Here is a 12075-nt window from a genome sequence, read left to right as displayed (position 1 = left end):
TAGTATCTTAATTGTCCACTTTTTGCTGACGATTTACAGTTTTCTTGACAGTCCCTACATTCTTACCATTTACTTCTTTAACGTCGAAATCAAAACTAACCGCATCAATTTCAAAAGCATCTCCACTCAATACTAAGGTATCTTGGTAAGGTGTCTTGTCCTCTAAAACAGTTAGAGAAACTTGATTTGAATCTGTAAACCCTTCTCCTTTAGCCACAAAAGAAACCTGACCAGGTGTTTTAGCGACATAAGTCATTTGCTCCAATGCCTTCTCGCTACCTACTTCATATATCTTCACCCCACTACTAAGCTCCTCTTCTCCATTGAAAACCTGAAAAGTAACCGTTTCGCCCTCTGTCACTTCCTTGTGACTTAATCTCAACTCTAAAGTAGCCTTACCAACGTTAATCACTACTTCATTACTCCCAGCAAAATCTTTGTGGATAGCACTTACCGCATACTGACCAGCTTTGTCAAAGGCGTGTTTAGCAGAAATACTACTGCTATTGACCACAAACTTTGCATCTTCCACTACAGCACCGCTCTTGTCTTTGGCAGTAAACTCAACTACTTCCCCTACTGTAACATCGGTAGCTGTTGCACTTATTACAAGCCTACTCTTTACTTGTACATCTTCACCCTCTACAGGTGTTGTTGTATTATCATCACTACTACACGATGACAATACTAATAAAAATGCAAAAAGAAAACATACTTTCTTCATAATACTCTTACTTTAATTAATTATTAAATAACCTTTTGTTTTTTGGAACTCCAAACATAGTTAAATTTTAATTAATAATTAACAAATCAAAGAATACAAGTAAAAATCACAAAGCCAGTCATTGGCAAAAGAAATAATAATGAGTTCATAATAAATTCTTTATCCAAGACAAACTTCCCATAAAAAAAGTGTTCTATAGCAAAGATTCCTTCTTTATTAAATCTACCCACAGCGCATAGCCCTTTGCATTCAAGTGTAAACCATCCAGCGAATAGTCTTCATTTAACTGCTTTCCCTCATTATTCAAGAAAAAAGGAAAGAGATCTAAATACGCAATATGTTCTTTCTTCGCCAAAACTCTAAGCTGCTTGTTTATCTTTTTGATAGTATCTAAAGGACGTTCTGTTCTTTTGTAAGTAGGAAGTATACTCTGCAAAACGATTTGAGAAGTAGGGCTATTTGCTTTTATAACACTGACTATTTGTTCAATCCTACTGACAATATAATCCACAGATCGCTTGTAATAAATATCATTAGTCCCTATTAACAAAAAAATCACTTTAGGCTTGGACTCGACAACTTCCCCTAACCTAAATAACACCCCATCAGTTGTATCTCCTGATATTCCTCTGTTCACCACAGGATAATCTAAACCACGAAAAAGTTCATACCAAGGTCCTTGCTCCGTGATGCTATCTCCCAAAAAGACAATCTCATTCTCACTATTGGCCATGTGGTTAAAGATATCTACCATATGGTAGTACTTGTAACTAAAATGCTTCTTATCGATTTGTTGAGCGACGAGCGTACTACAGAAAAAAAGACAACAAAACACAATACACTTTATATTCATCTTACTATTTTTTACGATTCAATTATTTCAAATTTAAAAGCGCTTAAGAAAACAACTTTCCTAAGCGCCTTAGCATAGTTTAACACAACCAAACTATTGTATTTTTATCACAGAGCAAATGCTCCTATACTCTTCTTACCATCTCTGGATTGATTATCTAAATCAAGTTCAATAGCCTGAGTGTCTATTTGCAAGCTTTGCTTAAGCTCAGTAAGTTCTGCCAATTCAAATCCAAAATTAGCAATAGGACTCTTCTCTGAAGCAGGTCTCACTTTTAGAGGATCAGTAGTATTCAAATCCATAGCTTCAAACAGTGCCACTTGACCTCCTTTTTGATCGTAGACTTTGTTAACGACCGCAGATTTACTAATGACCAATTCCCCTTGAGGATTCACTTGTACATTGCCATTTGCACTGTAGTTATCAAACAGCAAACTGTTATACATATAGATACTGTTGCCATTTTGATTATTCACGCCTGAGAAGTCTTTTGAAGAACTATTTGCATAAATAGTACTACTGATCATATGCATGCTTGTTGCATCGTGATTAGAGATTGCTCCACCCGGACCATCAGTCACTTCATTATTGTAAAAATACGAATTGACAATCAGCGATTTAGAACCACCTCTATGGTAGAATCCTCCCCCATTAGCTCTTGCTTTATTATTGCTGACAATAGTATTGACAAGGTTTACCTCAGCGTAATTCAAAGACTGTATACCTCCAGATACTCCCCCTGCTTGGTTGAATGACACCTCGCTAAAATTCATATGCAGTTTCGAAGCACTTACAAATATTCCACCAGCATTAGAGTTTGCGTTGCTTCCCGTATTGTGATTTACTTTAGAATGATTCACAACCACATTGCTATCTTGGGCAATGTAGATACCCGCAGCGTGTCTTCCTGAATTATTGTAAACAACCTCACAGTGTTCTAAGACCAGATTGGACTGCATGACAATAAGCCCAGCTCCGTGATCTCTTGGCAAGTCAAACCCATTAATATTCACTTTACTACTTGCTTGATCTCCCAAGCCTTTGGTGATCGTTAAATTTTCTAACACAACCTGAAGGCCATTTACCTTTGGCGCTATCACACTCACCACGTGTACACTTGAATCACTACCCGATAAAATAGTTTTGTTCTCAACAGAAGGCTTGCTCTCTTTAGTAGCATTCTTAGGATATCCACCTATTAATTTTATATTGGCTTGAATCAAGAAAGTATAATCCTTTTTTTGCTCACTGTCAATCAGCGCATTTGCATCGGGATGATATTCACCCATTTCGATGTGAATGACATCATTTTGATTCACTGCCAACTCAAGGGCTTTGGACAGACTGGTTGCCTCTTGCCAGCTACTTCCATCTCCACTACCTTGTTCACTGACATAATAGTTATTATACGTATCTTCTAATGTCGCTTGCCCTTGAACAAGTTTAATTGTTTGTTTACTTTGATCCGAAATCCAAACAACTACCTCTGCCACTCTGGCTTGCAAAGAAGTATTTCTCGTGTAGGCAAGCTTCACCGTGTGACTCCCCTTCTCTCCTTGCTCGACACTTGGTGTCACCCAGCTCTGATTGGCTTGGAGCCTCCAAGGAAGATTAGCTTGAATATTCACTTGGATTTCTCCGCTGTTTTTATCTACTGAAAACTGACTTTGATCTATTTTTAAGTCAGGTGTGTCCACAGCAAAACCTCCCATAGAATCATCCTGACTACAACTTACGACAAACAGACTAAAAACCGCTACTATCCACGGTAAGATCAATTGTTTTATACCTTTCTCCATCTCTATTTTGCTTTTGTGATAATCACTCCATTAGCCACAGCTCTTTCTTTTCCACCGTTGTCAGCTGGTAAATTTCTAATCAAAAATTCATTTGCATTTCCGTTGGGATTGATAAAGAAAGTAGAACTTCCACCGCCGTCAAAATTAAGTGCTTGCTCCGCACCAATAGCTTTCATAAACACACCTAAATCAGTGTAATCCATTCCGTTTGACCAAGTATAATTTCTCCCGTCCACTACCATCAACAAAAGGTGATTGTCTTTGGTTGTCCCAATTGCCGTTCTCGGGTGCACAGCCTCATCACTTTGCTTGACAAGCTCAGCGTCTTTAACAAGCCATACACCACCAGAGACAACATGTTGATAGTTATCTTTATTTTCTTTAAACAATTTTATATCCTGCAGATAGACCTTATTGTTCTTATCCACCGCCAAGAAACCTTCATTTCTATCGATATACGTATCCTTTAGTACCATACCATTAAATACAAAGACTCCTCTTGGAACGCCCGTAGTCATATCGTAAAAATCGCCATTGACACCGCCAATGACATCAAACTTAGTGTTCAAAAGCGCAGTGGCTTGTGCCGTCATCGGTTGCATCGCAAACTTTGGTTGATTATCTGGCAGGGAAGCAACCACAGAGACATCGGGTCTATTCAGGTCTATATCATAAACGAATGTCTTCATCGCCAAGCCTTTTTGCGACAAATAATCAAACTCGTGAACAACCACTCCTTCAGTCAAAGTATAGGTTGAGTCTTTGAAAACCTGAGCTACTAAATTGGTATTCTCAATTAGCTGCTTTGCTCTATCGGTTTTAGCGACTGCCTTATAAGTTGTATAGTTATCATCTGATGTAGTTTGACAAGATACTTGTAAACTGATGAATAGAGTAAATAATAAAAATTTAATTGCTTTCATTAGTAACCAGGATTAGGTGTTAAGTTTTCATTTAATTGTAACTCTCCCCCAGGAATCGGAAAGAGGTGTTGATAGTCTAATAAGTTTAAGTTTTCTTGAGCAGTTTGGGTTCTCACATAGTCGTAGTAAGCAAATCCCTCAGCCATAAGTTCTTTTCTTCTCTCGAGTAAAACCATCTCGAGCATTTGCGCTTTACTTGAAGGCTGTACGGGGTCAAGACCTCTTTTTGCTCTGAGCTCGTTTAACCTTTTCACCCCTACATTCAGCGGAGAAGCCTCGGCACTGATCAAGTACATTTCGGCGATACGAGAGATAATCACAGGATCAGTTCCCGTTTGCCCACTTGGGTATTTATTAATACAATCTTGTCCTCCCACATTTATAAATGAGATATCGCGTCTTTTGTCTTGTTCAGTGATAAGAGAAAGGATTTCTTTTGACGGAGCATAGACATAACTTCCCTTGTTGGGATGTCCATAATTATAGAAAAGCGTACTAATTGTATTGGAAGACTCTGAAGATAAGTTTTCAAAGGCAAAAATCACCTCTGTATTACTTTGCTTTCTGAATATTTTCTCAAACCCATCTAAGGCATACTTTCCACTTGTAATCAGTCCTTCCGCAATTTCAGCCGCTTGATCCATCTTATTTTGAGATAGCATCACTCTGGCTTTCAAAGCTAAAGCCGCATCTTTAGATACGTAATAGTAGTTCTTCGCATTGCCAAGTAAACTAATGGCCGAATCAAGATCGCTTTCTATCTGCTCCCACACTTGTACTTGAGGCGTACGACCAGGTTTCTCCATTGAGTTTTTGGTCATTACTGGTACATCTCCCCACCTTGTTACAAGACTATAGAAGATATAAGCTCTAAAGTAATGAGCCGTTCCCTGTACGCGAGACACATTTGCATCTATCGGTAGCGACTGGGTGATTTCCAATACGTTGTTTACCTGATACAAAGCACTGTAATACCCTTTCCAACTATTGACTATTAAGCCATTCAAGGGATTTAGCGTATTATTGATAACATCTTTACTTGTCGTAGTTGATCCTTGTACATTTCCACCGACAATATCAAAGATGATCCACGATTCTCTCTTGGGATCATTCTGCACATTATTATACATCCCACGTTCTAAGGCAGGTAAATCACTTGGTTTAATTTCCTCAGGTGCCAAGCCCGTACGAGGATATAGATCTAATTCTTTACTACATCCAAATAAGCTAAGACATAGTACAGCTATAAGTAGTTTTTTCATTTGTCTAATCGTTTAAAAATTTACATTTACCCCTACAGATACATTTCTTGTTGGCGGTACTCCAAGGGCGTCATTTCCATAGAATCTCGCATCTAAGCTCGGACTAACACTTGGGTCCCAACCAGAATACTTTGTCAACAGCAGCAAATTAGTTGCCTGCACATAGACGCGTAACCCACTCAGGTGAATCTTCTCCAATACTTTTGCGTCAAAGTTATACCCAAGAGTAACGGATTGAATCTTAAAGAACGAACCATCCTCGAGCCATCTATCCGAGTTTTTATTGTTATTTGTATCTCCCATAATCGCCCTTGGATACTTATTAGTACTACCTGGATGCGTCCAGCGATTGTTGTAGTAAGTTTCAAGCACAGGCATTCTATCTCCCAACCTACCCAATACGGTACTTTTCCAATTGGCATAAACATCGTTGCCATAAGAGAACGTACTTAAGATATCAAATTGAAAGCCTTTATAAGAAAAACTATTGTTCCATCCTCCAAAGAACTTGGGATTTGAACTGCCTATTACTTGCCTATCATTGTCATTGATAATGTTATTTCCATCTACATCTCTCCATTTGACATCTCCAGCTCTAACACCTCTTTCATACTGCTCTTGTGGTACCTCACCATCGTACTGATAGATACCTTCTTGTACAAACAAGTAGAAAGCCCCAATATCTTTACCAACCTGCAAGGCTCTATTTCCTCCTATTGACAAAGGCTCTCCATTATTGTCTATTAACTGAGTAATTTTATTCTTGTTGGTAGCAATATTAAAGTTTGAACGCCAATTCACTGCTCCTAAGTCAAGATCCGTTCCCAGGGAAATCTCAATTCCCTTATTCTGCATTGAACCGATATTGGTCAAAATACTCGACATTCCCGATGTGGCGTGAATAGGCATAGAATACAATAAGTTATTCGTTGTCTTTTTGTACATATCCACAGTCAGAGAAAGGCGTCTTTGAAAGAAAGACAAGTCAAACCCCAGGTTAACTTGATTGGCTTTTTCCCAAGTAAGCTTTGAATTTCCAAAACTGGACACTGCTATTCCACTCTCTAATCCGTAATCGTTTCCACCAGATAATAAAGCTTGATAACCATAGTTGCTAATACCTTCTTGGTTTCCTGTACTACCATAACTCAACCTAACTTTGGCTCCCATATCAAGTTCTTTCATGAAGTCCTCTCTATCGATATTCCAACCTACAGATACTGAAGGAAACCATCCCCAACGCGTATCTGGAGCGAACTTAGAAGATCCATCGGTACGAATCGAAGCACTCAACATATACTTGCTCATATAATCGACGTTCACCCTCGAGAAATAGGATTCCATGGCATAATCAGTAACATATCCTGTAGCTCCTTTTATTTCTGAGGCAACATTAACCACATCAAAGGAAGCGGAAGGAAAGCCCCTTGCGTCAATTCCCGTGGTATTATTACTCACTTTTTGAAAGCTATGCCCAAGCATTGCCGTAACTCCAAAATCATTAAAAACATTAGAGTAAGTCAATACGTTTTCAGTTTCTATATTCGTTATCGTTCGCTTAGAATCGACCAGTCTTCCCACCCCTGTTCCATAAGGGTGTTTCTCGTTGTAATACAAATAATCATAAGTATAGTTATAATCTGTATTCAAGCTGTTCTTAAACGATAACTCAGGAGTGAAGTTAATGCTTGCATACAGATTTCCGATATAGCGATACATATCGAGATAAGCCTCTTGCTCATTTAATATCTGTACGGGATTGTGACGGGTCAACTCCTCTGTTCCCCCGATATAGTACTCTCCATTAGGTTTATAAGGGCGGTCGAAAGGGCGCTGTTCGATTGCTCTGGCTACGATTGTTGTTCCAAGATTAGGACCCGGTACTTGGTTATTCTTGACATAGGCCAAATTATTGTTTGTTCCTATTGTAAGCCAAGGGGTCACCTGTGTCTCTAACTTGGTATTTAAATTGTACTTTTTCATGCTATTGGTCTTAATGACTCCTTCTTGCTGCATATAAGTACCGCCTATATAGTAGATTGTCTTATCTGACCCCCCTGCAAAAGACAAATCAGCATTTAGAAAACTCCCTCTTTGGGTGATCACATCTAACCAATTAGTATCAGGCAAGTTGCCAAAAGGGTTGTATATATGAGTTTTATAATCATTATCTCCAACCGTTAAACCATATTGCGTATTGTAGTTATCAGCAGCTTCGTTATACTGAGACACAAACATCTTTGAGTTGGAAATCTTAATTTTATTCTTGTTGGCAAACTCAGAAATCCCCGTATTTAAATTAAACTTGACACTACTGCTGTTCTTCTTTCCCTTTTTAGTGGTTATGATAATAACCCCATTATTGGCTCTTGAACCGTAGATAGAAGCAGCTGCTGCATCTTTTAAAACCTCAATGGATTCAATATCATTTGTATTTAACGTAGTTAAGGAGCTCATCGCCTCGCCTTTGTTGAACAATTCGGCAGAGGGATTATAAAGAGGAATTCCGTCTACCACATACAAAGGTTCATTACTTGCACTAATAGAGGATATCCCACGAATAGACACCCTTTCTCCAGTACCCAAGTTACCCGAACTTGTATTTATACTTACCCCAGCCATTTTCCCTTGTAGGAGTTCCACAGGAGAAGCTATTTGTCGCATTTCCTCTGAAGATACACTGAGCTTTTCAATTGCCGTAGTTAGGGTTCGCTTTTCTTGGGTTCCGTACCCCACTACGATGATTTCATCTAACTCACTATAGGATTGTTCTAAGGAAGTAACACTATTGCTTTGAGCTACAATACTCTTGGGCTTGTATCCCATAAATGTAAATTCTAACTGATCCTTTCCCTTGAGCGCTTGAATAGTGTAATTCCCATCAATATCGGTAAAGGTACTTTCGCTCTTTCCCTTGACTTGCACAACTACCCCTGGCAGTCCTAATCCGTTTTCATCAAGCACTTTACCCCCAATAGAAGCTACCGCTACTTGCACGTCTTGCTGCTTCGCTTGTTTCTTAAAAGAAATTAAGCTACTATTGATCTGATACTGAGTCTGGGTAGCCTGACTAATTTTGTTCAACAACTCGGTTACCCCAATATTCTTCTTGTCAATCACAATAGTTCCCTGAGGATCTAAAGCCGAAGAAAAAGCTATCTTATAACCTGTTTGAGCTTCTATTTGCTCAAATAAAGAGGCAATCGACACGCTTCCTTGAATTAGCTCAATTGATTGAAGATGCTGATCACTTGCTTGGTGTTGCCTTTGCTGCGCATAGTGCTCCTGAGAATACAGCAAGATACAACAGGCTAAATACAATCGCGTTTTCGACTTAAAGCCAGTTTTTGTAAACATAATTTATAGAATTATTTAATAGTTACTGTTTTACCGTTTATCTGATAGGTCAAGTTGTGAATGAAACAAAAGCTATTGAGAATGTCGCTTAGGCTACTGTTTCTATAGTCTCCTGTTATCTTTATGTACTTCAACTTATTGTTACTTGACTCAATCACCACATCAAACTCCTGTTGTAGAGCAAGACTCCAAAACTCAAAAGAGGCATTTTTCATATTCATTGCCTGATTCAAAGAAGATATAATCTGATTAGAGGCGTCTTTTTTCAGTAGTTTGCTATTGTGATAATAGGCTTTTTGGTTCTGCTGTAAAATCACAAATTCCTCGCCGTTAGTAGCCATTACTTGAACCTTACCACTTTGAACATCGACAAGACTTGTCGTTGTTTGTTCATCTACAGTAAAACTGGTTCCCAATACCTTGGTTTGCAAATCGCGAGTAGTTACGATAAAAGCGAGCTTTTTATTGGGAGTCACGTTAAAGAAGGCTTTACCCTGCAGGGAAACTTGCCGGTTAGATTGATTATAGTCCTTATCTACCACTATTTTTGAATGTGCAGACAAAGTCACCTTGGTTTGATCAGAGAGAATGATTGTTCTCTCTACGGAAGTGGTCTCATAAATATGGGTAGAATCAACTGGAGATGATAAAAAGTAGAACAAAGCAGAGGCCATCATAAGAACCCCTACAAGGGCAAACTGATAAAAGCCTTTAGAGGACTTGCTTTTTACTTTAGTCTTGGATATAATCGCATTGTAGATTTTTGCTTTGCGTTTTCTATCAGATGTGACTTGCTCTAAAGAAATCCCCCTTTGATTCATTCTACGGATAAAGTCCTCAACGACTTTATCCTGAGTTTGATCGCTTTTCCCTTCTAAATAATCTGTTGTGATTTGCTTAAATCTCTTTTCCATTACACTTGCTTTATACCCTAAAGAGTAGCACAAGTGGATTTCCCCCTACATAAAACAACAGAGTTAACCAATTGGTAACAAATCTGTTATTTATGTTACCTCAAGGTTAATGAAAAGACAGGATCATGCACAAAATAGGCAGGGAAATAGAAGTAGGTAAATTAACACGCAGAATCTTAAGGGATTTGGAAATATGATTCTCCACTGTACTTTCTGAAATACTTAGCCGACTGGCAATTTCTTTATAAGAGTAGTGTTGATAAAATCTCAAGTAGAAAACTTCAAAACAACGCAGAGGCAACACCTCTTGAGCTTTAGAGTAGATTAGATCTAAGAGTTGACTTTGAAAAACCTCTTGTTCTTGTTCACTCAAAAGGTCATTCTCTGATAGCACATGGAACACTGTTTCTAATTGCAGTGTATTTAAAGGCCTATTTTTAATGTAGTGCAGACTTTTATACTTGACAGAGCTTAGCAGATAAGCTTTAGGTTTATCTATAGTTAATTCATCGTATTTACTCCATATAGCTATAAATACGTCTTGTACTATATCACTGGCTATGTCGTGTTCTCTTGTCAGATTATAGGCATACCTATACAAGATATCCCAATACAAATCGTAATTGGTTTGAACCCATTTATTTCTATCCATAATTAAAACGCAGTGTTAGTTAATAGATTTGGATAAAAGTAGGTGTAATAATTAGGATGTATATTAAGTAAATATTAAACCATGGTTAAGTTGATTTTAACTTAACCACCCATAGAAAGTAGTTACATTAAGAAGGCGTTTGCAAAAAACAACCCCTTTTGCAATGCGAAAGTTTACAGTTTGCCACTGCCCCTACCCTTATAGATTAGGTAAGCGCCTAAGACAATACCAAAGAAAGCCCCTAAGACAAAGCCCTCTTGTGGGAGATCCTGTCCAATACCGCCAATGCTGATGCCTAAAAATATAATGCTAAAAAGAATAATTACCCAACCCAGTAGTTTCATAATCTAAATTTTATACCCTGCAAAATGCAACTATATTTCTACATAAGCAAAAACATGGCCAAGGTTAACAAGTAAGAAAAGGAAATTTACTATTTTACAGTTAACCACCTCCTTAGTTTTGCTATCAACTTTACAACAAAACAGCAACTGCCTATAAAAACAAAAAAGGTGTATAAACCTTGTTCAGTTATACACCTTTTTGTTATATATAAGCTCTTCGAGTTAATTCAATCCTCTTACTTTCTTCTCCCAAGCCCAAGCACTAAAGAGCATATCGTCTAAAGTCTTTGTTGGTTTCCATCCCAATACTTCTCTTGCTTTTGTATTATCGGCCCAGGCCATATCCACATCTCCAGGTCTGCGATTGACAATCTTATAATTGAGCTTTATACCGCTTACTCTCTCAAAAGAATGAACTAACTCTAACACTGAATATCCTTGTCCATTTCCAACATTAAATGCTTCTATTTGCTGAGTATTCTCCTTATTTAAAAGTCGCTTTAATGCGCGAACGTGCGCATCTGCTAGGTCAACCACATGGATATAGTCCCTAACACATGTACCATCAGGTGTATTGTAATCATCTCCATAAATTGATAAAAACTCGCGAATTCCAACTGCAGTCTGCGTGATATAAGGAATTAAGTTATAAGGAACCCCTAAAGGCGACTCACCTATCATAGCTGATTCATGGGCTCCTATGGGGTTAAAATAACGCAACAAAATACCTTGTAAAGGGTATATCTTAGCTAAATCTTCAATAATCTCCTCTCCCACTTGTTTGGTATTTCCATAAGGAGACAAAGCAGTCTTAATAGACTCGTTTTCCGAAATTGGCATCACCTGAGCTTGTCCATATACGGTGCAAGAAGAGCTAAATATTAGCTTGTCTAAGCCACATTCTTGCATGCCGCTAAGTAAGTTGATAAGAGAAAAGAAGTTGTTCTCATAGTACATCAACGGCTTTTGCATACTCTCTCCCACTGCTTTGGACGCAGCAAAGTGTATGACTCCATCAATCTGACTTTGACGAGTATTAAAAAAATCAAGTACTAAGGCTTTATCTCTTAAATCGAGTTTTACAAATTCTGGCATTTTACCAGTGATGGCAAAGATTCCGTCTAATACACTAAGTGAAGCATTTGACAAATCATCTAAAATCACTACCTCATAGCCTTGTTTTTGCAATTCTACCACTGTATGAGAACCAATAAAGCCAAGTCCGCCTGTAACAACTATCTTCATTC

The 12075-nt window shown here is 38.2% G+C and carries 9 protein-coding genes; all 9 read right to left on the bottom strand.

The features are described from left to right. Positions 1-7: 7 nt before the first annotated feature. Positions 8-724: a hypothetical protein gene (locus NWE55_RS13685; RefSeq protein ID WP_258204242.1), complete on the bottom strand. Its 717-nt coding sequence runs from the start codon at positions 722-724 to the stop codon at positions 8-10. Between the two features lie 193 nt (positions 725-917). Beyond that, positions 918-1577, bottom strand: coding sequence for a GDSL-type esterase/lipase family protein (locus NWE55_RS13680; RefSeq protein ID WP_258204241.1), 660 nt, complete (start codon positions 1575-1577; stop codon positions 918-920). 107 nt (positions 1578-1684) lie between these two features. Further along, the gene (locus NWE55_RS13675) at positions 1685-3376 is read right to left on the bottom strand and encodes a BACON domain-containing protein (protein WP_258204240.1); all 1692 of its coding nucleotides are present in this window, start codon (positions 3374-3376) and stop codon (positions 1685-1687) included. 2 nt (positions 3377-3378) lie between these two features. Continuing rightward, on the bottom strand, positions 3379-4299 hold the full coding sequence (locus NWE55_RS13670; RefSeq protein ID WP_258204239.1) for a phosphodiester glycosidase family protein: 921 nt from the start codon (positions 4297-4299) through the stop codon (positions 3379-3381). After that, complete coding sequence (locus NWE55_RS13665) at positions 4299-5561, bottom strand: RagB/SusD family nutrient uptake outer membrane protein (RefSeq protein ID WP_258204238.1); 1263 nt, start codon at positions 5559-5561, stop codon at positions 4299-4301. Before NWE55_RS13665 ends, NWE55_RS13670 begins: the two co-directional genes overlap by 1 nt. Positions 5562-5573: 12 nt before the next feature. Next, positions 5574-8918 (bottom strand): SusC/RagA family TonB-linked outer membrane protein, encoded by a 3345-nt coding sequence (locus NWE55_RS13660; RefSeq protein WP_258204237.1) that lies wholly within the window; start codon positions 8916-8918, stop codon positions 5574-5576. Between the two features lie 11 nt (positions 8919-8929). Then, complete coding sequence (locus tag NWE55_RS13655; protein ID WP_258204236.1) at positions 8930-9832, bottom strand: FecR family protein; 903 nt, start codon at positions 9830-9832, stop codon at positions 8930-8932. A 106-nt stretch (positions 9833-9938) separates the two neighbouring features. Then, positions 9939-10484 carry an RNA polymerase sigma factor gene (locus NWE55_RS13650; protein WP_155093244.1) on the bottom strand — a complete coding sequence of 182 codons (546 nt, stop codon included), beginning with the start codon at positions 10482-10484 and terminating at the stop codon, positions 9939-9941. Positions 10485-11050: 566 nt separating this feature from the next. Next, the gene (gene galE, locus NWE55_RS13645; protein WP_258204235.1) at positions 11051-12073 is read right to left on the bottom strand and encodes a UDP-glucose 4-epimerase GalE; all 1023 of its coding nucleotides are present in this window, start codon (positions 12071-12073) and stop codon (positions 11051-11053) included. Between the last annotated feature and the right edge of the window lie 2 nt (positions 12074-12075).

The sequence above is a fragment of the Myroides albus genome (genome assembly GCF_024722315.1).
In the GTDB taxonomy this organism is placed as follows: domain Bacteria; phylum Bacteroidota; class Bacteroidia; order Flavobacteriales; family Flavobacteriaceae; genus Flavobacterium; species Flavobacterium album_A.
Note: the sequence above shows the minus strand (reverse complement) of the source record. Positions and strands in the feature narration are given on the sequence as shown.

Coding starts and splice junctions, on each gene's coding strand:
- NWE55_RS13685 (WP_258204242.1), bottom strand. CDS start 724: ATGAAGAAAGTATGTTTTCTTTTTGCATTTTTATTAGTATTGTCATCG.
- NWE55_RS13680 (WP_258204241.1), bottom strand. CDS start 1,577: ATGAATATAAAGTGTATTGTGTTTTGTTGTCTTTTTTTCTGTAGTACG.
- NWE55_RS13675 (WP_258204240.1), bottom strand. CDS start 3,376: ATGGAGAAAGGTATAAAACAATTGATCTTACCGTGGATAGTAGCGGTT.
- NWE55_RS13670 (WP_258204239.1), bottom strand. CDS start 4,299: ATGAAAGCAATTAAATTTTTATTATTTACTCTATTCATCAGTTTACAA.
- NWE55_RS13665 (WP_258204238.1), bottom strand. CDS start 5,561: ATGAAAAAACTACTTATAGCTGTACTATGTCTTAGCTTATTTGGATGT.
- NWE55_RS13660 (WP_258204237.1), bottom strand. CDS start 8,918: ATGTTTACAAAAACTGGCTTTAAGTCGAAAACGCGATTGTATTTAGCC.
- NWE55_RS13655 (WP_258204236.1), bottom strand. CDS start 9,832: ATGGAAAAGAGATTTAAGCAAATCACAACAGATTATTTAGAAGGGAAA.
- NWE55_RS13650 (WP_155093244.1), bottom strand. CDS start 10,484: ATGGATAGAAATAAATGGGTTCAAACCAATTACGATTTGTATTGGGAT.
- galE (WP_258204235.1), bottom strand. CDS start 12,073: ATGAAGATAGTTGTTACAGGCGGACTTGGCTTTATTGGTTCTCATACA.